The sequence below is a fragment of the Streptomyces sp. NBC_00344 genome (genome assembly GCF_036088315.1).
Classification (GTDB): domain Bacteria; phylum Actinomycetota; class Actinomycetes; order Streptomycetales; family Streptomycetaceae; genus Streptomyces.
In genome coordinates this window covers 2,406,446-2,427,235 of sequence record NZ_CP107996.1, presented here as the reverse complement: position 1 = coordinate 2,427,235, position 20,790 = coordinate 2,406,446, and the positions used below count along the sequence as shown (strand labels likewise).

16 protein-coding genes are annotated in these 20,790 nt (G+C 68.8%); 7 read left to right on the top strand and 9 right to left on the bottom strand.

The window, feature by feature from the left end; all coding sequences use genetic code 11:
- Window positions 1-31 precede the first annotated feature (31 nt).
- From OHS16_RS10810 to OHS16_RS10790, 5 genes are all read left to right on the top strand, one after another.
- Window positions 32-793 (top strand): isoprenyl transferase, encoded by a 762-nt coding sequence (locus OHS16_RS10810; protein ID WP_328536971.1) that lies wholly within the window; start codon window positions 32-34, stop codon window positions 791-793.
- A gap of 567 nt (window positions 794-1,360) precedes the next feature.
- Window positions 1,361-2,683, top strand: coding sequence for a PhoH family protein (locus OHS16_RS10805; RefSeq protein WP_328536970.1), 1,323 nt, complete (start codon window positions 1,361-1,363; stop codon window positions 2,681-2,683).
- Window positions 2,684-3,064: 381 nt separating this feature from the next.
- The gene (locus OHS16_RS10800; RefSeq protein WP_328536969.1) at window positions 3,065-3,763 is read left to right on the top strand and encodes a transglycosylase SLT domain-containing protein; all 699 of its coding nucleotides are present in this window, start codon (window positions 3,065-3,067) and stop codon (window positions 3,761-3,763) included.
- Window positions 3,764-3,880: 117 nt separating this feature from the next.
- On the top strand, window positions 3,881-5,293 hold the full coding sequence (locus tag OHS16_RS10795; RefSeq protein ID WP_328536968.1) for an AI-2E family transporter: 1,413 nt from the start codon (window positions 3,881-3,883) through the stop codon (window positions 5,291-5,293).
- Window positions 5,290-6,060 carry a hypothetical protein gene (locus tag OHS16_RS10790; protein ID WP_328536967.1) on the top strand — a complete coding sequence of 257 codons (771 nt, stop codon included), beginning with the start codon at window positions 5,290-5,292 and terminating at the stop codon, window positions 6,058-6,060. Before OHS16_RS10795 ends, OHS16_RS10790 begins: the two co-directional genes overlap by 4 nt.
- Before the next feature lie 65 nt (window positions 6,061-6,125).
- Here OHS16_RS10790 and OHS16_RS10785 read toward each other — a convergent pair whose 3' ends face one another.
- Window positions 6,126-6,662, bottom strand: a complete 537-nt coding sequence (locus OHS16_RS10785) for an alkyl hydroperoxide reductase (protein WP_328536966.1) — start codon at window positions 6,660-6,662, stop codon at window positions 6,126-6,128.
- 6 nt (window positions 6,663-6,668) lie between these two features.
- Complete coding sequence (locus OHS16_RS10780) at window positions 6,669-7,223, bottom strand: peroxiredoxin (RefSeq protein WP_328536965.1); 555 nt, start codon at window positions 7,221-7,223, stop codon at window positions 6,669-6,671.
- A gap of 129 nt (window positions 7,224-7,352) precedes the next feature.
- Between OHS16_RS10780 and OHS16_RS10775 the strand changes: the two genes are divergently transcribed.
- Window positions 7,353-8,303 (top strand): hydrogen peroxide-inducible genes activator, encoded by a 951-nt coding sequence (locus tag OHS16_RS10775; protein ID WP_328536964.1) that lies wholly within the window; start codon window positions 7,353-7,355, stop codon window positions 8,301-8,303.
- A gap of 42 nt (window positions 8,304-8,345) precedes the next feature.
- Here OHS16_RS10775 and OHS16_RS10770 read toward each other — a convergent pair whose 3' ends face one another.
- From OHS16_RS10770 to OHS16_RS10750, 5 genes are read right to left on the bottom strand one after another with little or no spacing between them, the layout of a single operon-like run.
- The gene (locus OHS16_RS10770; RefSeq protein WP_328536963.1) at window positions 8,346-10,646 is read right to left on the bottom strand and encodes an ABC transporter permease; all 2,301 of its coding nucleotides are present in this window, start codon (window positions 10,644-10,646) and stop codon (window positions 8,346-8,348) included.
- Window positions 10,643-11,329, bottom strand: a complete 687-nt coding sequence (locus tag OHS16_RS10765; protein WP_328536962.1) for an ABC transporter ATP-binding protein — start codon at window positions 11,327-11,329, stop codon at window positions 10,643-10,645. The genes OHS16_RS10770 and OHS16_RS10765 overlap by 4 nt, the downstream gene beginning before the upstream one ends.
- Window positions 11,326-11,850: a PadR family transcriptional regulator gene (locus tag OHS16_RS10760; RefSeq protein WP_328536961.1), complete on the bottom strand. Its 525-nt coding sequence runs from the start codon at window positions 11,848-11,850 to the stop codon at window positions 11,326-11,328. The genes OHS16_RS10765 and OHS16_RS10760 overlap by 4 nt, the downstream gene beginning before the upstream one ends.
- A 53-nt stretch (window positions 11,851-11,903) precedes the next feature.
- On the bottom strand, window positions 11,904-14,228 hold the full coding sequence (locus OHS16_RS10755) for an ABC transporter permease (protein ID WP_328536960.1): 2,325 nt from the start codon (window positions 14,226-14,228) through the stop codon (window positions 11,904-11,906).
- Window positions 14,225-14,392, bottom strand: coding sequence for a hypothetical protein (locus OHS16_RS10750; protein WP_328536959.1), 168 nt, complete (start codon window positions 14,390-14,392; stop codon window positions 14,225-14,227). The genes OHS16_RS10755 and OHS16_RS10750 overlap by 4 nt, the downstream gene beginning before the upstream one ends.
- A gap of 279 nt (window positions 14,393-14,671) precedes the next feature.
- Between OHS16_RS10750 and OHS16_RS10745 the strand changes: the two genes are divergently transcribed.
- Window positions 14,672-17,098, top strand: coding sequence for a transglycosylase domain-containing protein (locus OHS16_RS10745; protein ID WP_328536958.1), 2,427 nt, complete (start codon window positions 14,672-14,674; stop codon window positions 17,096-17,098).
- Window positions 17,099-17,154: 56 nt separating this feature from the next.
- Here OHS16_RS10745 and OHS16_RS10740 read toward each other — a convergent pair whose 3' ends face one another.
- Together OHS16_RS10740 and OHS16_RS10735 are read right to left on the bottom strand one after the other, a co-directional pair.
- The gene (locus tag OHS16_RS10740; RefSeq protein ID WP_328536957.1) at window positions 17,155-18,621 is read right to left on the bottom strand and encodes a catalase; all 1,467 of its coding nucleotides are present in this window, start codon (window positions 18,619-18,621) and stop codon (window positions 17,155-17,157) included.
- A 177-nt stretch (window positions 18,622-18,798) separates the two neighbouring features.
- Window positions 18,799-20,622 (bottom strand): ATP-binding SpoIIE family protein phosphatase, encoded by a 1,824-nt coding sequence (locus OHS16_RS10735; protein ID WP_328536956.1) that lies wholly within the window; start codon window positions 20,620-20,622, stop codon window positions 18,799-18,801.
- Window positions 20,623-20,790: the final 168 nt, after the last annotated feature.

Below are 20,790 nucleotides of genomic sequence, written 5' to 3'. Positions count from 1 at the left end.
GTGATTGCTATTGCACGGAGGGTTGAACTCAGTGAACTTGCGCGACCTGGTCTACGGGCTCTACGCACGTCGGGTGGAAGGCCGCCTCGACCATGACCAGGTCCCCAAGCACATCGGCGTCATCCTGGACGGCAATCGCCGCTGGGCGAAGGCCTCCGGCGGCACGGCCGCCCAGGGGCACCGCGCCGGGGCCGACAAGATCTCCGAGTTCCTCGGATGGTGTGCCGAGACCGATGTCGAGGTCGTCACACTCTGGATGCTCTCCACGGACAACTTCGACCGCCCCGAGGACGAGCTGATCCCGCTGCTCGGGATCATCGAGGACACGGTCCGGAATCTGGCGGCGGACGGCCGGTGGCGGGTCCACCACGTGGGCACCCTCGATCTGCTGCCCGGCCGTACCCAGTCGGTGCTGAAGGAGGCCGAGGAGGCCACGTCGGGCACCGAGGGAATACTGGTGAACGTCGCGGTCGGCTACGGCGGCCGGCAGGAGATCGCCGATGCGGTGCGCTCGCTGCTCCACGAGCACGCGAAGAAGGGGACGTCCTTCGAGGAGCTCGCGGAGATCGTCGATGTGGAACGGATCTCGGAGCACCTCTATACGCGGGGTCAGCCGGATCCGGATCTGGTGATCCGCACGAGTGGGGAGCAGCGCCTTTCGGGCTTCATGCTCTGGCAGAGCGCGCACTCCGAGTACTACTTCTGTGAAGTGTTCTGGCCGGCATTCCGGAAGGTCGATTTTCTGCGCGCCCTCCGTGATTACGCTGCGCGACACCGTCGCTACGGAGCCTGAATAGCGGGGACCCGTTCCCCTGTTTGCCGCATTGCCCCGGCGAATTTCCGGCCACCCGCGGACCGGAATACGGCGCGGGGCGACAGGCGGGGCGACAGCGGCCCGCCGACCCCGCCCGTCCCGTATGGATATACGGCGCATTCCGGTGGTCGTGAGCGCTGCCGGCCGGTGGACAGCAGGTAAAACGATCCGTGGCCGCACCGGGGGCCGGGCCGCCCGGTGCCCCGGTGCGGCCGGGCTCCAGGGCCATCCGTAGGGCACCTGCGGCCCCCGGGCCGGGGCTCCCGGCCGCCGGGACCGTCAGGAACTCGCCATATGGCGTGGCATGGCGGCGCACGTTCGAGGGAATACCCCCATCAGGTCGATGTCCGGTCCACGGATGTCGTATCTCAGTGAGCGGCACGAGTCCACTCACCCGGGAGGCCCTTTGCACCAGGACGACCGTGCGACACGCACGGGTGACGCGGAGGGCCGGGACCCGGCCTCCGTACTGGAGGCAGGCGCCCCGGTCCCAGCAGCCCGCGACGTCGTCGCTCCCCGACCTCATCCGAGGGGGTACGTCCTTCCGTGGTGACCAGCACAAAGCGCCGCATGCCCGACAGGCGCACTTACGTTCTCGACACCAGCGTCCTGCTGGCCGACCCGAACGCCATGGCCCGGTTCGAGGAGCACGAAGTCGTGCTGCCGATCGTCGTGGTCACGGAGTTGGAGGCCAAGAGGCACCATCCGGAGCTCGGATACTTCGCCCGGCAGGCCCTGCGCCTGCTCGACGACTTCCGGGTGAGGTACGGACGCCTCGACGCCCCGCTTCCCATGGGCGAGCTGGGCGGGACCCTGCGTGTCGAGCTCAACCACTCCGATCCCAGCGTGCTTCCCGCTGGCTACAGGTTGGGGGACAACGACTCACGGATTCTCGCTGTCGCGCGCAATCTCCAGGCCGAGGGCTTCGACGTCACCGTCGTGTCCAAGGATCTGCCGCTGCGCATCAAGGCCTCGTCGGTGGGGCTGCTCGCCGAGGAGTACCGCGCCGAGCTGGCGATCACCGACTCCGGCTTCACCGGGATGAGCGAACTGACGCTCTCGCCCGATCAGGTGGATCTTCTGTTCACCGAGGAAACGCTGTACGTGCCCGAGGCGGCGGATCTGCCGGTGCACACCGGACTGGTGCTCCAGTCGGAGCGCGGCAAGGCGCTGGGCCGGATCACGTCGGAGGGCAACGTCCGGCTCGTACGGGGCGACCGGGAGGCCTTCGGGCTGCACGGCCGCAGCGCAGAGCAGCGCATCGCCCTCGATCTGCTGCTCGACCCGGACATCGGCATCATCTCGATGGGAGGCAGGGCGGGCACCGGGAAGTCCGCACTCGCGCTCTGCGCCGGCCTGGAGGCCGTGCTGGAGCGCAGGCAGCATCAGAAGGTGATGGTCTTCAGACCGCTCTACGCGGTCGGCGGTCAGGAGCTGGGCTATCTGCCCGGCTCCGAGTCCGAGAAGATGGGCCCCTGGGCGCAGGCGGTCTTCGACACGCTGTCCTCGGTGACCAGCCGGGATGTGATCGAGGAAGTGGTCGGCCGGGGCATGCTGGAGGTCCTGCCGCTCACTCATATCCGCGGGCGTTCGCTCCATGACGCTTTCGTCATCGTGGACGAGGCCCAGTCCCTGGAGCGGAATGTCCTGCTGACCGTGTTGTCCAGGATCGGGTCGAATTCGCGGGTGGTGCTCACTCATGACGTCGCCCAGCGGGACAACCTGAGGGTGGGCCGGTACGACGGAGTGGTCGCCGTGGTGGAGAAACTGAAGGGGCATCCGCTCTTCGCGCATGTCACCCTCACCCGCTCGGAGCGCTCGCAGATCGCCGCACTGGTGACCGAAATGCTGGAGGATGGAACGATCTGACCCCAACTGGCCAGTTGGAGCCGCCCGGTAAGGCGCAGGAGCCTAGCCGGGCGGCTCTGTGCTGCGCAGGGTTCTCCAGAAAACTGGTGCGCCAAACGGGGTGTGACCTATCCCACTCGGCCGAGGTTTGCGTTGCGGTGTTCCCGTCGGGCAGAGTCTTGCTTTCGTCAGGCCCCGCATGCGGCACACGTACACCCCCAGGGGTGCAGCACCACACAACTCAACACTTGCCGCCGCATGCCGCCCGAGCACCACGCGGCACTTCCGCCAGGGAGTTGCCCACCGGGTCCGTGCCTCCCGTGACCTGAAGTTGGGAGGCCAGCGCCAGGGGCACGATTGCGTCCGCGAGGTCACGAGCGGTCGCTGCTGGAAGGAAACCGTGTGAGCCGGATTTCGGTCCGGGGATTCGCGGTGGCATCTGCCACTGCGGTCACCACCGTAGGAGCCGTTGTAGGTGTCGCGTCGGGCAGCACTGTCCCCGCGGGCGACAACCTCGACGCAGCCTCCGCCGCGGACACGACGACCCTCGCAGACATCCCTGACGGCCAGCAGGCCCAGGTCGCATCGCTGACGCAGCAGGCCGACACCCAGGCGGTGCAGGCCGACGCTGCGGCCAAGAAGTCCGCGGAGGAATCGGCCCGCATCCAGGCCGCCAAGGACGCGAAGACGAAGAAGGACGCTGCCGACGAGGCAGTGGCGAAGGCCAAGAAGGAGCGCGAGGCGAAGGAACAGGCCGCAAGCCGTTCCTCTGTGCGCGACGCCACCAGCTTCTCGGCACAGAGCGCCTACACCGTCTCCCAGGTCCAGGCCATGGCGCGGCAGATGATGCCGTCCGACCAGTTCCAGTGCTTCAGCAATATCGTGAGCCACGAATCCGGCTGGAACTACAAGGCGACCAACGCCGGCTCCGGCGCATACGGTCTCGTCCAGGCTCTGCCCGGCTCCAAGATGTCCTCCGCCGGGGCTGACTGGCAGAGCAACCCGGCCACCCAGATCAAGTGGGGTCTGAACTACATGGACTCCCGCTACCAGAGCCCCTGCGGCGCCTGGTCGTTCTGGCAGGCCAACAGCTGGTACTAGAGCAGTCGCCCGACGCTCAACTCCGCGGAGCCCCTCGCCGTCCTACGGCGAGGGGCTCCGCGCGCGTGTAGCGTCGGGCTCCGAGTGAACCGAGTGGGCGGGGGAAGAGGAACCAGCATGTCGAAACTGCCGGACTGGCTGGAACGAGTGGGCTCGGAACTGACCCACTTGGGGGAGCGTTTGGAAGAGCGCAGAACCCTGGCCGACGATCCCGACCACCCGGACTCCGCGGACGCCGGGGCGGGTGGCAGTCATCCGGCCGTACAGGACCGGGTGCCCGCGCCTCCGGACTACGCGCCCGCAGTGGCGGCCCGCCCCGATCCGGTCGCGGCGGTCCCCTGGGGGATGCGCGTCGCGGCCGAGGCCGGCTGGCGGCTGCTGGTGCTCGCGGGCACGCTCTGGGTACTGATGCGGGTCATCAGCGCCATCCAGCTGGTGGTGCTGGCCTTCGTCGCCGCGCTGCTCGTCACCGCGCTGCTCCAGCCGACGGTCTCCAGGCTCAGGCGCGCCGGTCTGCCGCGCGGCCTGGCCACGGCGCTCACCGCCGTACTGGGCTTCGTCGTGATGGGTCTGGTCGGCTGGTTCGTGGTCTGGCAGGTGATGGAGAACCTGGACACGCTCTCCGAGCGTGTCCAGGACGGTATCCAGGAGCTCAGGCGCTGGCTGCTCAACAGTCCGTTCCATGTGACGGACAAGCAGATCAACGACATAGCCAAGAACCTGAGCGACACCGTCGGCACCAACACGAACGAGATCACGTCGGCCGGTCTGCAGGGCGTCACGGTGATGGTCGAGATCCTCACCGGGATTCTGCTCGCGATGTTCTCGACGCTCTTCCTGCTGTACGACGGCCCACGCATCTGGCAGTGGGTCCTGAAGCTGGTCCCCGCCCAGGCCCGCCCCGGTGTGGCGGGCGCGGGTCCGCGTGCCTGGCGGACACTGACCGCGTATGTGCGCGGCACGGTGATCGTGGCGATGATCGATGCGATCTTCATCGGGCTGGGAATCTTCTTCCTCGATGTCCCGATGGCGGTGCCGCTGGCCGTCTTCATCTTCCTGTTCGCGTTCATCCCGCTGGTGGGCGCCGTGGTCTCCGGGGCCCTCGCGGTCGTGGTCGCACTGGTCACCCAGGGGGTGTTCGCCGCCCTGATGGTGCTGATCGTGGTGCTTGCCGTACAGCAGATCGAGGGGCATGTGCTGCAGCCCTTCATCCTGGGCCGTGCGGTACGGGTCCATCCGCTGGCCGTGGTCCTCTCGGTTGCGGCGGGCGGCATGATCGCGGGCATCGGCGGCGCGGTGGTTGCCGTACCGCTGGTGGCGGTGACCAACACGGTGGTGGGCTATCTGCGCGCCTACAGCAGGGAGAGCGTCATGAAGGCGGCGCCCGCGCCGCACGGCGCGACCGCGGTGGATCTGGCGCCGGTGCAGCCCTCGTCCGCGCAGCCCTCGTCCGCGCAGCCATCGGCCGCGCAGCCATCGGCCGGGCAGCCATCGGCCGCGCCGGAAGCCGTTCCTGAGGGCGGGGCGTGATATCCGAGCCGGAGATGGCCGGGGACTTCGGTCCGCCGGTCGGCGGGGACGTCGTGGGAGGCGTCGACGGGCCGGCTTCGCACGCTCCGCAGGCGCGCAAGCCCTGGGCCTGGGCGCTGGGCGGGGTGGTTGTGGCATCCGCAGTATGGGCGGGCGGCCTGTACGCCTACGGGTCCGCGCACCATCAGGGGCCCGAAGGACGGGGCTACACGATGGGCGCGAACCTCTGCGACGAGACCGCGCTCACGGCGCTCTCCTCCGAACTCGGTTCGCGGGACAGGACGTCGGAGGTTCCGCTCAGGCTGAACCAGCAGCATGTACTGGACCGGGGCGCATGTTTCATCGAGCTGGCTCCGGGCGGCGCGCGGACCCGTAAAGGCTGGTGGCTCAGCTACACGGTCAACGTTGCGGTCTCCCTGCACACTAAGACCGATCCGCGGGCGGAGTTCGAAGCGCAGCCCGCCGGGGACGACGCTTCGCTGCGACGCGCCGCGAAGGTCGAGGAAGTCCCCGGCCTGGGCGACGAGGCGTATCTGATGACCGAAGACGACGGCGGGCAGTCGCAGGAGCTGCGAGTTCTGGACGGGGGCGCGGTGTTCGTGCTGAACCTGGCCTCCGACGTCTCCTACGCCGGGAACAACCCGGACTCGGATGAAGGGCCGGGTGCGGAGCACCCGGCCCAGCCCGAGCTGAAGAGTTACGAACCGGCCATGATCTCGGACCTGAAGGCGCTGATGGAACGGCTCAGGAGCGGACACTCGGCCTGAGGGGCGGCAAAAAGGGCCCCGTCCGCATGGTGACCATGCGGACGGGGCCCTGTGCGGTATTGCGGCTACTGCCCGGCCAGAACGGCCTCGGAGTCGAGGGTCACACCGACCGCCTGCACCACAGCGGCGATCTTGAACGCCTCCTGGATCGTCTCGCGGTCCACGCCGGCCTTGCGGAGCACCTGCTCGTGCGAGTCGAGGCACTGGCCGCAGCCGTTGATCGCGGAGACGGCGAGCGACCACAGCTCGAAGTCGGTCTTCTCCACACCGGGGTTGCCGATGACGTTCATCCGCAGACCCGCGCGCAGCGTCCCGTACTCGGGGTCCGACAGCAGGTGGCGGGTCCGGTAGAAGACGTTGTTCATCGCCATGACGGCCGCGGCGGACTTGGCCGCGGTGTACGCCTCCGGGGAGAGACGCGCCTTCGCCTCGGGCTCCAGCTCACGCAGAACCTTCGGCGAACGCGACGCGATGGCGCAGGCGAGGACGGTGCCCCACAGCTGCTGCTCGGGCAGATCGCTGTTGCCTATCACCGAACCGAGGTTCAGCTTCAGGTCCTTGGCGTAGTCCGGTACGGCGGACTTGAGTTCGTCGAGTGACATATCAGCTCACTCGCCCGAGAGGAGCGCGACCGGGTCCAGGGTCTTCTCGCCCTGGGTCCAGTTGCACGGGCACAGCTCGTCGGTCTGCAGGGCGTCGAGGACCCGCAGGACCTCCTTGGGGTTACGGCCCACGGAACCGGCGGTCACCATCGTGAACTGGATCTCGTTGTTCTGGTCGACGATGAAGACGGCGCGCTGCGCGAAGCCGTCCTCGCCCTCGATGCCCAGGTCGCGCATGAGCTCGTGCTTCGAGTCGGCCAGCATCGGGAAGGGCAGGTCGGTCAGGTCCGGGTGGTCCTTGCGCCAGGCGTGGTGCACGAACTCGGAGTCACCCGAGAAGCCGAGGACCTGTGCGTCGCGGTCGGCGAACTCCTCGTTCAGCTTGCCGAAGGCGGCGATCTCGGTGGGGCACACGAAGGTGAAGTCCTTGGGCCACGCGAAGACGATCTTCCACTTGCCCTCGTAGGTCTTGTGGTTGATCTGCTCGAACTCCTTGCCGCTTTCCAGCGAGACACAAGCAGTCAGGTCGAACTGGGGGAACTTGTCACCGACAGTGAGCACGTACTCTCCTTGCAGCTTAGGAAATCCCTTTTGGGGTGTTCCTGGGGTTGGACGGGTTACAGACTGACACAGGTTCTATTGATCACAGAAATAGCTAGACTCGGTGGACGTGATCGGAGGTACCTATCAGTGACGTCAGTCGGTTCGTCGCAGAGAACGAAGCAGCCCAGCCTGGCCCAGCTGCGCGCATTCGCCGCCGTTGCCGAATACCTGCACTTCAGGGACGCGGCGGCGGCGATCGGCATGAGCCAGCCCGCGCTCTCGGGGGCCGTGTCCGCGCTGGAGGAGAACCTCGGCGTGCAGCTTCTGGAGCGGACCACCCGCAAGGTGCTGCTGTCGCCCGCGGGGGAGCGCCTCGCGGCGCGTGCCAAGGTGGTGCTTGACGCGGTCGGCGAGCTGATGGAGGAGGCGGAGGCGGTGCGGGCCCCCTTCACCGGTGTGCTCAGACTGGGGGTCATCCCGACCGTCGCCCCGTATCTGCTGCCCACCGTGCTGCGGCTGGTCCACCGGGAGTACCCCGAGCTGGATCTGCAGGTGCATGAGGAGCAGACATCCTCACTGCTCGAAGGACTGACCGCCGGGCGACTGGACCTGCTGCTGCTCGCGGTGCCCCTTGGCATGCCGGGCGTCACCGAACTTCCCCTGTTCGACGAGGAGTTCGTGCTGGTCACGCCGCGGGAGCACTGGCTGGCAGGCCGGGAGGACATCTCGCGGGACGCACTGCGGGAACTGGATCTGCTGCTGCTGGACGAAGGTCACTGCCTGCGGGACCAGACCCTGGACATCTGCCGGGAGGCCGGGCGCGCGGGCGGGGCGCCCGTGACGACCACGGCGGCCGGCCTCTCCACCCTGGTCCAGCTGGTGGCGGGCGGCCTCGGAGTGACCCTGCTGCCCCGGACGGCGGTGCGGGTGGAGACCGGCCGGAATGAGCAGCTGGCCACGGCGTACTTCGCCGAGCCGGCGCCGATGCGCAGAATCGCGCTGGCCATGCGGGCGGGGGCCGCCCGGCAGGGGGAGTTCGCCGCGTTCGCGGGTGCCCTGCGCGAGGCGGTGCGGTCGCTGCCGGTGTGGCTGGCCTAGCGGACATGCCCGGCACCACCTGGATGCCGGGCATGCCGGCCCTCACTCGGTACGCAGCCCCTCGGGCCGCATCAGACGCCACAGCGGCGGCAGACTGAGCAGTGTCACCAGCAGCACCACCCCGGCCCCGATCCCGGTCATCGCCGCGACCGCTCCCCAGTTCACCGACACCTCGTGGCCGACCATGCGCAGCAGTACCGACCCCAGACCGAGCCCCGCGACCGTGGCGAGTGCCAGCCCGAGAGCGACCGGCACCGCCGTCTGCCACAGCACGGACCAGCTCATCGTGGAGCGTCGGGTTCCGAACGCGGTCAGCGCCGCCAGCAGCCTTCTGCGGTCCCGCAGTTGTTCGAGGACCGAGACCAGCAGGCTGGCACCGATCAGCAGCAGTACGGCGGCCGCGCCGATGTACAGGCCCCGGCGGACACTCCCGAAGCGGTTGTCGACCCGTACCTCCTGGAGGGCGTCGGCCTGGAACATCGGGTCGGTCTTCGCCACGGTGTTACGGACGTGGTCCACCGCGTCCGGCACGTCGGGGTCGAGGCCGACGTAGATGACCCGCAGCATGGCCGGGGTGCTGCCCGCAGGCAGCGCGCCGGGGGTGATGAGTACACCACCGGCGGCGGATCCGCCGGACGGGTCGGTCCGCACCTGCACCGTGCGGGCGCCGGCCGGCAGGGTCCAGGCGAGCGGACGGGTGCCGCCCCCGAAGGAGGGGCTGATCCAGAGCCGTTTGCCGGGCTCGGCGATGTGTGTGACCCGCTCGTCCCAGCCGCCTGTCGCGATGAAGGCGTCACCGTCCTCGCACGACGGGATCCGCGCGAGCTCGCGCAACGAGGCGCAGTCCCCGACATCGACGTCGGTGACGTCCCCGGCACCCTTGGAGGCACCGATGGAGGCCCTGCTGACGGAGAGCGCCTCGGTGACACCTTCGGTGGAGCGCAGCCCCGCGGTCACCGCATCGCCCGAGTGGGCGGCTTCCACGATCATCTGGGCGCGGGATGTGTCGGCGCCGGTGCTCCTGCTGTAGTCGCCGTCGATGCCGGCGAACATCATCTGCAGGGCGATGGCCCCGGCCACCGCGACCGCGATGCCGTTGACCAGTCTGGCGGCGGTACCGCTGGTCATCTGGAGCCTGCGGACGGCCAGTTGCCATGCGGTGGCCCCACCGCCCAGACGGTTGACCACGGCTTCCACCAGCCAGGGCAGCAGGGCGGTCACCCCGATCAGCAGCAGTACGGTGCCGCTGATGACCTCGGCCTGGTTGAAGGTGCCACCGGTGCGGCCTCTTCCCATCATCGGGTAGAGCAGGACGAGCCCGGCGGCCGGCGGCAGCACCCGCCACCAGACGCGGCGACGGCGCGGGGCCGCGGTGCGGACCACGCCGAGCGGTTCGATGACCACACCGCGCAGGGCGAACAGCGTGACCGCGACGGCCGCGGCCGGTACGGCGACACCTACGAGTGCGGCCAGTCCCCAGCTCGGGTCCACGTCCGAGGGGAACAGATTGACCCCGGCCAGGTCGATGTCGCCCACGAAGCTCCGGGCCACCAGGAAGAATCCGGCGCCGAGGAGCACGCCGAGCAGCGCGCCGGCCAGTGCCTCACCCGCCGCGATGCGCCGGGTCATCCGTGAGTCGGTGCCCACCATCCGCAGAGCGGCGAGCCGCCGGTCGCGGCTGTCGCTGCCGAAGCGGACGGCGGCCGCGATGAAGACGGCCACCGGCGTCAGCAGGACGACGAAGATGATGACCACCAGCAGCGCGAGGACCGGATCCATGCCGTCCCGCGCGGGAATGGCGGCGAAGGCGCTGATCCGTCGGATGTCCTCGCCGTCCCGCATGCGCAGGTGGTCGCTGCCCGCGTAGTAGGCGAGTTCATGCGGTCCGGTCAGCCCGGTGTCGCCGATGGTGCCGCTGATCCGGTACGGCAGCCGCTCACGCAGCAGCTCTCCCGTGTCCGACGAGAGGAGTCCGGCGAGGGCCGGCGACACCAGCATCTCGCCGTCGCCCGGCAGCGCCGCTGTGCCCGGCGGCACCGGGGCATCCGGGCCTTCGGCGTGCAGCAGCCGGCCGCGTACGTCCTTGCCCCGGAAGGTGGTGTCGGACCTGCCCAGCAGCATGGTGTCCCGGGCGGCTCTGCCGACCATGGTCGCGCCGTAGTCGTTGCGGTTGTCCTCGCGGGCGTCCCGCGCGGCGAGGGCGCTGGGTATCGCGGTGGTGCAGAGCAGCAGAGCCACCCCCAGGCCGACGCCGACAGCCGTCAGCAGGGTACGCAGCCAGCCCTCACGGCCACCGCCGACGGCGAACTTCGCCCCCATCGTGAGATCCCGGGTCCAGCTCATCCGATGTGCTCCAGGTCGCGGGACCTGCCGTCGCGTACGACGATCTCGCGGTCGGAGTAGGCGGCGACCCGGGCCTCGTGGGTGACGAGGACGACGGCGGCGTTGGTGGAGCGGGCGGCCTGGGTGAAGAGTTCCATGACGCGTTCGCCGTTGAGGGAGTCGAGGGCGCCGGTCGGTTCGTCGGCGAAGATCACTCGTGGTTCGGTCACCAGGGACCGGGCTACGGCGACTCGTTGGCCCTGTCCGCCGGAGACCTCGCCGGGGCGTTTGTGACCGAGTGCGGAGACTTCCAGGCGGTCCATCCACTCGAGCGCGCGGTGTTCGGCTGCCTTGCGTTTGATGCCGTTCAGTCTGAGCGGCAGGGCGACGTTCTCCGTGCAGGTCAGTTCGGGGACGAGCTGGCCGAACTGGAAGACGAAGCCGAAGTCGCTGCGGCGCAGCGCACTGCGTTCGGCGTCCGGCATCGAGGTCAGTTCGCGCCCGCTGTAGGTGATCGATCCGCTGTCGGGCCGGACGATCCCGGCCAGGCAGTGCAGCAGTGTGGACTTGCCGGAGCCCGAAGGACCCATCACGGCGACTATCTCGCCGGGATGCACGGAGAAGGACGCACCGTCCAGGGCCGGGGTCGGACCGTACGCCTTGTGCAGGTCGACGGCGTGCAGAAGGGAACCCGCGGGGGTCATGCCCGCACCTCCTTCGCGAGCTGACCGAGCCGTGCCGCGGTCAGCTCGAGCCAGCGCAGGTCGGCTTCGAGATGGAACAGGGCGTGGTCGCAGATCAACTGGTCGGCGAGGTCGCCGCGGCGCTTGCGGTCGGTGAGGATGCGCATCAGCCGCAGATGTTCCGAGCGCTGGGTGTCCAGCAGATCGGCGGCGCTGCGTCCGGTGAGCAGGGCGAGGACGACCTTGGTGTAGAGCGTCGACTGGAGGTACGGCTCGGGCTTCTCGGGCTGGGCGAGCCACTGCTCGACGTCGCTGACACCGGCGTCGGTGATCGCGTACCGCTTGCGCTCGGGACCGCCGCCGGCCTCAAGGGCGTCGACCTCGACAAGGCCGTTCTTCAGCAGCCGGGACATGGTCGAGTAGACCTGCCCGTAGTGCAGCGGTCGGTCGTGACCGAACTTCTCGTCGAAGGCGCGCTTGAGGTCGTACCCATGGCGTGGGCCCGACTCCAGGATGCCGAGCAGGGTGTGGCCGATGGACATGGAGGGCCTTTCTGATCCGGATGCGGTGGGGAGCGGTGTTCGGTGGGGACTTTTCATTCGGTACGGAGGCCGTCCGGACGCATCATGCGCCACAGCGGAGGGAGGCTGAGGAGGGTGACCAGCAGGATGACGCCGCCACCCGCGCCGGTCAGCGGGACGAATCCCCACCAGTCGGTGACCGGCTTGCCCACCAGCCGGAGCAGTGCGGCGCCGAGTCCCAGACCGCCGGCGACGGCGAGCGTGAAACCGAGCGCCACCGGGAGCGCGGTCTGCCACAGAACCGACCAGCCGAGGGTGGGGCGGCGGGTGCCGAAGGCGACCAGAACGGACAGCAGCCTCTTGCGTTCACGCAGTTGCTCGATCTGGGAGACCAGGAGGGAGGCGGCGATCAGCAGCATGGTCGCGGTCGCGCCGGCCAGCAGCCCGCTCTCGACGCTCGCATAGCGCGTGTCACGGGTGACCACCCTGATGTCCCACACCCGCATGACCGGGTCGATCGCGGCCGCGGTGTTGCGTACGTACTCCCCGGCATCGGGCACCGACCGGTCGATCTTCACCACGGCCTTGGTCTCCGCCTGCGGCAGTTGCGAGGTGCTGATCGCGGACGGCGTGACGAAAATGCCGTCCCGCTGTTCGCCCATCGGGTCGGGATGCGCCAGGACGATCGGCGAGGACGCGGGGAGGGTCCACAGGACGGGCTCGGCATCGGTGCCGACGTTGAGCCTGCCGCCGGGCCGCACGGTCCGGTCCACCCAGTCGTTGCCCTCCGTGCGCCCCTTGATGTGGGCGACGAAGGTGTCGCCGTCCTCGCAGGAGGGGAGGCGGGCGAGTTCGCGCAGCGTCGGGCAGTCGCCGACGGTGACGACGGTGGTGGGCCAGGGCCCCATGGCGCCGGGCTTGCCACCCGGTTTGTCGGCGTAGGTCTCGACGGTGCCGATGACCGCCCGGACGCCCTTGGTGTGCTGGAACGCATCGAGCATCCGCCTGGCCCGTTCCCCGCTGGGGAAGGACGCGCTGATACTCATCTGGGCGCGTGCGGGGTCCTGCCCCGTCATCCTGTTGAAGTCGTCCTGCACTCCGGCGAAGTACATCTGCAGCGCGACCGCCCCGGCGACCGCGACAGTGATGCCGCTCACCGCGCGGGCCGCCGGCCCGCTGCTCAACTGGAGTCTGCGGGCGGCCAGCTGAAAGGGCACGGGGCCGCCGCGCAGCCGGGCCACGACGGCTTCGACGGCCCAGGGCAGCAGGGCGGTGAGCCCGGCGAGCACCAGCAGTGCTCCGGCCGCGATGGGATAGGGGTCGACGAACGTCGTGTCCCCGGTGACCCGGTGGGCCGTCAGCAGTACGCCGAGCCCCATCACCGGCAGAGCCAGCCGCCACCAGAGGCGGCGGGCCCGGGGGGCGGCCTGTCGTACGACCCCGAGCGGTTCCACGGTGACGGAGCGCATCGCGAAGAGCGTGACCGCGACCGCCGATACCGGGACGGCGACGGCGATCAGTATCGCCAGTGAGGGCTTCGGTGCGAGATCGGAGGGGAAGGTGGAGACGTTCCACATCTCGATGCCGCCGATGAACTGCCGCCCGGTCAGGAAGAACACCCAGCCGAGCAGCAGCCCGAGGACCGAGCCCGCCAGCGCCTCGCCGGCCGCGACCCGGCGGGTCGTCCGGATATCGGCTCCGACCAGCCGCAGCGAGGCCAGCCGACGGTCTCGGCGTTCGCCGCCGAAACGCACGGCTGTGGCGATGAAGATGGCCACGGGGGTGAGCAGGGCGACGCAGATCAGCACGGTGAGAACGGCCAGCGACGGTGGTAGCGGCGGGCTGTGGCGGCCGTCCCCGAAGTGCGAGATCCGGTGGGCCCCGGTGTGCGTGGTGAGGGTGGAGCTGCCCGCGTAGAAGTACAGCTCGCCGGGGTTGCTCAGCCCGGCCTGCCCGATGGTTCCGGCGATGCGGTAGGGAAGGCGCTCACGGAGCAGTCTCCCCCCGTCGGATCCGAGGAGGTCCTTCAGCGCAGGGGAGACGAGCATCCGGCCGGGCGCCGGAATCCGGTCGACACCGGGCGGGGTGACCGGGTGGGCGCCGTCCGGACGCAGCAGACCGCCGTCGACGGTGGCGTCGTGGAAGTCGCTCTCGGCGTGGCCGTACAGCAGCGTGGTGCCACTGCGCGGCGGCGGGGCGGAGCGGTCGGGATCGGCCACGGTGCGTGCCTGGCCCCGTGCCGCCTGCAGACTGATCAGATGCGGGACGGAGGACGCGGTGAGCAGCAGCGTCACTCCCAGGGCCACCCCCACCGCGGTGAGCAGGGTGCGGGTCCAGCCCTCACGGCCACCGCCGAGGGCGAACTTCGCCCCCATCGTGAGATCCCGGGTCCAGCTCATCCGATGTGCTCCAGGTCGCGGGACCTGCCGTCGCGCACGACGATCTCGCGGTCGGAGTAGGTCTCGCCGGAGGATATGGCGAAGTCCGCTCCGGCCAGTTCCGGGGTCGGACCGTAGGTCGTGTGGAGGCCGGTTGCGCTGAGCAACGAAGGCGGGGATGGCATGTCGACGACTATACGCACCCGGTATACCTCCTGTGTATACCAAGTGCGCATAGTAAAAAATGGTCGTGACATTAGTGTCGAATTCGCCCTAATTCGACGAGATGTGTAGGAAAGATCGGCCGGATACGGCAACCTTGCAAGGCTCCTGGGCGTCGTCTCCTGAGAGACGGGTGCTGATTGTCACCAAGACAAAGCACCGGTGTGGCGTCCTGTGTCCAAAGGTGCGGTGTTAGCTTTCGTCAGCTGACCTGGGTGAGTAGAAGGCGGAGTCACAGAGCGATGGGCCGAGCGGATGAGCGACGGGCCCGGCAGCGCGGGGCGCGCCGGGCCAAGACCAGTAAGGGCGGCGGCATACGCCGGCTCTTCACCTGGAAGAAGATGCTGGGCACGTTCTTCGGGCTCTGCCTGCTGGCGATGGGCGCGTTCTTCGCGCTTTACCTGTACGTCGACGTGCCGACGGCGAACGCCGACGCCGACCTGCAGAGCAACGTCTACAAGCTCAGCAACGGCAAGGTGCTGGCCCGCACCGGCAAGGTCAACCGCGAGAAGGTCCCGATCGCCGACGTGCCGCTGGACGTCCAGCACACCTTCGTGGCCGCGGAGAACAAGACCTTCTACAAGGACCACGGCGTCGACTTCAAGGGCACGGCCCGCGGGCTCTACAGCACCCTCAGGGGCCGTAAGCAGGGTGGCTCGACCATCACCCAGCAGTACGTCAAGAACTACTACCTCACGTCCGACCAGACGGTGACCCGTAAGCTCAACGAGCTGGTGATCTCCCTCAAGCTCGACCAGAAGCAGTCCAAGGACCAGATCCTCGAGGGTTACATCAACACCGCTTACTTCGGGCGTCAGGCTTTCGGCATCCAGGCCGCCTCGCAGGCGTACTACGGGATCGACGCCAAGAAGCTGAACGTCTCTCAGGGCGCCTATCTCGCGTCGCTGCTCCAGGCACCGAGCCAGTACGACTGGTCATCGGCGACCCCGGAGGGCCAGCGGCTGGTGAAGAACCGCTGGGCGTACACCCTCAACAACATGGCCGAGATGAACTGGATCAGCCAGTCGGATCGCGCCGCGCAGAAGTTCCCGTATCCGCAGAAGCCCAAGCCGGAAGCCGGCCTGCAGGGTCAGACGGGCTATCTGGTCAAGGCCGCCAAGCAGGAGCTGATGGCGCAGGGCATCGACGAAGCGGATATCGACGCCGGTGGCTGGACGGTCACGCTCAACATCGACCCGAAGAAGCAGGCCGCGCTCGAGAAGACGCTCAAGCAGCAGCTGACCGACAAGCTGACACCCAAGACGCGTCCGGTCGACGCCGACCTCCAGGCGGGCGCCGTCTCGGTGGACCCGCACACCGGCAGGATCCTCGCGATGTACGGCGGCAAGGACTACTACAAGCACGAGTACAGCAACGCCAAGCGCACCGACTACCAGCCGGCGTCGACCTTCAAGCCGCTGATTCTCGCGGCCGCCATAGAGTCCGGGGCCAAGACTCAGGACGGCAAGCTGATCACCGCTGACACCTATTACGACGGCACCAGCAAACGCCCGGTGGTCGACGCCAACGGCAACAAGGTGGGGTTCGCACCGCCGAACGAGGACAACGTCAGCTATGGCTCCGTCAAGGTGCAGAAGGCCATGAACGACTCCGTGAACTCGGTGTTCGCGCAGATGGGTGAGGACGTCGGCCTCGACAAGATCAGGAAGCTGGGTCTCGACCTCGGGATGAGCTCCATGAAGTCGGCGCAGGCGGTGCCCGCCATGACGCTCGGTTCCTACGGAGCGAGTCCGATGGAGATGGCCGGCATCTACGCGACCTTCGACAACCACGGCAAGAAGGTCACGCCGACGATCGTGAAGTCGGCGACCAATGCGAGGCACGCGCCGGTCGCACCGCAGAAGGCGATCGGCGACCAGGTGGTGAGCCGGCAGACGGCTGACGCGGTGACCTCGGTGCTGACCGGCGTGGTCCAGAACGGTACGGGTACCGCCGTACGGAACAAGGAGCAGAAGGTCGCGGGCAAGACCGGTACGTCGGACAACAACAAGTCCGCCTGGTTCACCGGCTACACCCCGAACCTGGTGACCTCGGTCGGCCTGTTCGGTGAGGCGTCCAAGAAGCACACGGTGGACGGCAAGACGATCCTCAAGGGGGCGCAGGTCACCATGAGCGGGGCGGCCGGCAGCCCCACCGGCCGTATCAACGGCGCCGGCTTCCCGGCGCAGATCTGGGCGGCGTACACCTTCGGCCTGGACATGACGCCCAGCAAGTTCGACCTGGACACCGACCAGGGTGCCGCGGTCGCCCCGACGGAGATCCCGTCTGCCACCTCGTCCCCGAGCCCGACGATCAGCCCGTCGAATTCGCCTTCCAAGTCGCCGTCGGATTCGCCGGACCCCGACCCGAGCGACACCGGTAAGGGCACCGCGAACGGCGGTGGGGCCAACGCGGGGACGGGTACCGCGAACGGCGGTGGGGCCAATGCCGGGACGGGTACCGCGAACGGCGGTGGCACCAATGCCGGGACGGGCACCGCGAACGGCGGTGGCACCAATGCCGGGACGGGTACCGCCAACGGCGGTGGGGCCAATGCCGGGACGGGTACCGCGAACGGCGGTGGCACCGACGCCGGTACCGGAACCGCCAACGGCGGTGGTGGCACCGACACCGGTGTCGGCGGGAACGACGACCAGAACCTGCAGTGACACGGACGGGGGGCCCGCGGCGAATGCCGCGGGCCCCCGTCGTGCACACCGTGCGGTCAGCCGTTCGGCTTGGCCTTGGCCGCGATCCGGTCGCCGGTGTCCTTGTCGATGTTGCGCCAGTACTGGATCGCCCGGTCCAGCACCGGGGCGGACACGCCCTGGAGGAGGTGGCCGGAGACATTGTCGACGAGCCGCGCCCGCGCGGCGTCGTCCAGCACCTTGCGCACCATGGTGCCCGCCTGGCCCCAGTCGTCGTCCTCACGGTGCAGTTTGTACGCCTCGCGCACCATCTCGCCGGACGTCTCCCACCCGGCGGGGTCTCCGAAGCGTTCCGTGTCGGCCGCCGGACCGCCGTAGGAGTTCGGCGCGTACGGCATGGCGGCGTTCGACGCGACGTAACGCATCGGACCGTCCTTGGAGTACGAGTTCACCGGGGAGTGCGGCCGGTTGGGCGGCAGCTGAGCGTAGTTCGGCCCGATCCGGTAGCGGTGCGTGTCCGGGTACGAGAAGAGCCGGCCCAGCAGCATCTTGTCCGGGGAGGGGCCGATGCCGGGCACCATGTTCGACGGCTCGAAAGCGGCCTGTTCGATGTGGATGAAGAAGTTGTCCGGATTCTTGTTCAGGGTCATCCGGCCGACGTCGATCAGTGGGTAGTCCGCGTGCGGCCACACCTTCGTCAGGTCGAACGGGTTGAAGCGGTAGCCGGGCGCATCCTCGAACGGCATGACCTGGACCTTGAGGGACCATGTCGGCGCGTTCCCGTTCTCGATCGACTCGTACAGATCCCTGCGGTGATGGTCCGCGTCCGAACCCGCCATCGCGTCCGCGTCGGACTGCGTGAGGTAGTCGATTCCCTGGTCGGTCTTGAAGTGGTATTTGACCCAGAAACGTTCACCGCCCGCGTTCACCCACATATAGGTGTGCGAGCTGTAGCCGTTCATGTGGCGGAAGGATTTGGGGATGCCCCGGTCACCCATCAGCCAGGTCACCTGATGCGCCGACTCCGGCGAGAGGGTCCAGAAGTCCCACTGCATGTCGTTGCTGCGCAGTCCGGTGGCCGGATGGCGCTTCTGTGAGCGGATGAAGTCCTGGAACTTGATCGTGTCGCGTACGAAGAAGACCGGCGTGTTGTTGCCGACCATGTCGTAGTTGCCCTGCTCCGTGTAGAACTTCAGCGCGAAACCGCGGGGGTCACGCCAGGTGTCGGGTGAGCCCAGCTCGCCGGCGACCGTCGAGAAGCGGGCCAGCATCTCGGTGCGCTTGCCCGGCTGGAAGAGATCGGCCTTGGTGAACTGGCTCACGTCGTTCGTCACTTCGAAGGTGCCGTACGCACCCGCGCCCTTGGCGTGCACCACACGCTCGGGGACCCGCTCCCGGTTGAACTGGGCCATCTTCTCGATGTTGTAGTGATCCTGGAGCAGGATCGGACCGTCGGGGCCGACGGTGAGCGAGTGTTCGTCGCTCTCTACCGGGATGCCGGTGTTGGTCGTGGTGTACGGGGCCTTCTTGGATGCCTCACTCACGAGCGTCCTCCCATCGTTTGAGGGGGTTGAGGTCGCTTCGTCCGCGTGCCCCAGTGAACCCTTCCCACACAGGGTCGGCAACAGCTGGACGTCGTTCGGGCCCGGCCCGGCTCCAGGGTCCCGGACACGGCGGTGGGCCCGCACGGGAACTGCGGGCCCACCGGGGCGGCAGAGCGCTCAGCGCTGTGGCGCCGCGATCTCGAACCAGACCACCTTGCCGGTGGAGAGCCGGGTCGCGCCCCACCGTCTGGCCAGCCGGTTCACCAGGAACAGACCGCGACCGCCCTCGTCGGTGTCCCTGGCTCTGCGCTGCCGCGGCAGCTGCGGGGAGTCGTCGCCCACCTCGCACCGCAGGACGTCCGTACGGAGCAACCGCAGCGTCACCGGGCGCTCGGCGTAGCGCACCGCATTGGTCACCACCTCACTGACCAGCAGCTCCACCGAGTCGGACAGGTCGTCCAGGCCCCAGCGCTCCAGTGCTCTGCGCACCAGCCGCCGGGCTCGTCCCGGGGCCTGCTCCTCCGGATCCAGGAACCAGTACGCCACATCACTCGGCGCGATCCCGTCGAAACGGGCGGCGAGCAGCGCGATGTCGTCGTCCCTGTCACCGGGGCCGAGCATGTCGAGCACGTCGTCGCAGAGCGCCTCCAGCGGCGGCGAGTGGTCGGGCCCGGTCAGCCCCGCGGTCGTGGCGAGCCGCTCCCGCAGCTGCTCGATGCCGGTCCAGACATCACGCAGCCGGGACTCCACGAGACCGTCCGTGTAGAGCAGCAGGGTCGCACCGGCCGGGGCGTCCAGCTCGACCGCCTCGAAGTCCACGCCGCCCACGCCGATCGGAGCACCCGGCGGTACCCGGAGCACCTCCGCACGGCCGCCCAGATGCAGCAGCACCGGTGGCGGATGGCCGGCATTGGCGATGGTGATCCGGTGGGCCACCGGGTCGTACACGGCGTACAGGCAGGTCGCCATCCGGTCCGAGCCGAGGCGCTGGGCCTGCTCGTCGAGATGGTGCAGCACCTCCGCGGGGGGCAGGTCCAGCTGGGCCAGGGTCTGGGCCGTCGTCCGGAGCTGGCCCATGATCGCGGCCGATGTCATGGAGTGCCCCATCACATCGCCCACCACCAGCGCCACCCGGCTGCCGGGCAGCGGGATGGCGTCGTACCAGTCGCCGCCCACCCGGGCCGTCTCGGCGGCGGGCAGATAACGGGACGCGAGCTTGACGCCGGTCGGCTGGGGAAGCGAGTCGGGCAGCATGGTGCGCTGTAGTTCGTCGGCGATATAGGCCTCACGCCCGTACAGCATGGCCTTGTCGATGCCGAGAGCCGTGTGGGTCGCCAACTGCGCCGCTACCAGCAGGTCGTTGGCTTCGAAGGCGGGCCTGTCGGGGCGGCGGACGAACACCGCGGCTCCGATCACCCGGCGTCTGCCCCGGAGCGGGGCAAGGATCGTACGGTGCCCGTTGGGCACGGTCCTGTCCGGTCCCAGCAGCTCGGGCAGCGCGGCGCGAGCGGCAGCGGAGTCCCCGAAGACCGGGCGTACACCCCGCAGCACCTCGGCGAGGGCGCCCCCGGACCGTACTTCGCACAGCTCGGCGGCGAGTGGCTCCAGCGGTTCGTCGGTCTCTTCCTCGTCGACTAAACGCAGCCGGTCGGTACGGCGCAGCCGCAGCACGAACGGCACGGCCGGCCGCTCGTCGCCCACCGGCAGCGGGTCTCGGAGGAAGACGAGTATCGCGTCGGAGAACGTCGGGACGGTCGCCCTGCACAGCCCCAGCACGATCTCGTCGAGGTCCATGCCGCGGGCGATACGGCGGGTGGCCGCACCCACGAACCGGAGTCTGTCGCCCTCGCTGCGTGCGGGAGAGGCGGGTGGTGTCGGTGGAGGCGCCGGGATGGCACCTGCGGCCGCCACATCCGCGTCCTGCTGCCGGGGGCGGGTGTGATCGTGCGGCCTTGCAGCGGTGGGCTGCCGGCCTTCGTGGGAGGTGGTGTGCTCCGTCACGCGAGGGATTCCGTCCGTCCGGGGCAGGTGTGCGATGCAACCGTTTCAAGGGGTCGTATACCCGCTGTCATGGCTGCACCCCCCTGTAGTGACATTCGGTCAGGTCATCTGCTGAATTGGATGGTTGTAGGGCGCAGTCTTGCGGAGGACGATCCTACGTTTGAACCC

Bases quoted from the DNA above. Each gene is read 5' to 3' on its own strand.
- OHS16_RS10745 (WP_328536958.1), top strand. From the start codon at position 14,672: ATGGGCCGAGCGGATGAGCGACGGGCCCGGCAGCGCGGGGCGCGCCGG.
- OHS16_RS10760 (WP_328536961.1), bottom strand. From the start codon at position 11,850: ATGTCCATCGGCCACACCCTGCTCGGCATCCTGGAGTCGGGCCCACGC.
- OHS16_RS10795 (WP_328536968.1), top strand. From the start codon at position 3,881: ATGTCGAAACTGCCGGACTGGCTGGAACGAGTGGGCTCGGAACTGACC.
- OHS16_RS10770 (WP_328536963.1), bottom strand. From the start codon at position 10,646: ATGAGCTGGACCCGGGATCTCACGATGGGGGCGAAGTTCGCCGTCGGC.
- OHS16_RS10765 (WP_328536962.1), bottom strand. From the start codon at position 11,329: ATGACCCCCGCGGGTTCCCTTCTGCACGCCGTCGACCTGCACAAGGCG.
- OHS16_RS10750 (WP_328536959.1), bottom strand. From the start codon at position 14,392: ATGCCATCCCCGCCTTCGTTGCTCAGCGCAACCGGCCTCCACACGACC.
- OHS16_RS10755 (WP_328536960.1), bottom strand. From the start codon at position 14,228: ATGAGCTGGACCCGGGATCTCACGATGGGGGCGAAGTTCGCCCTCGGC.
- OHS16_RS10785 (WP_328536966.1), bottom strand. From the start codon at position 6,662: ATGTCACTCGACGAACTCAAGTCCGCCGTACCGGACTACGCCAAGGAC.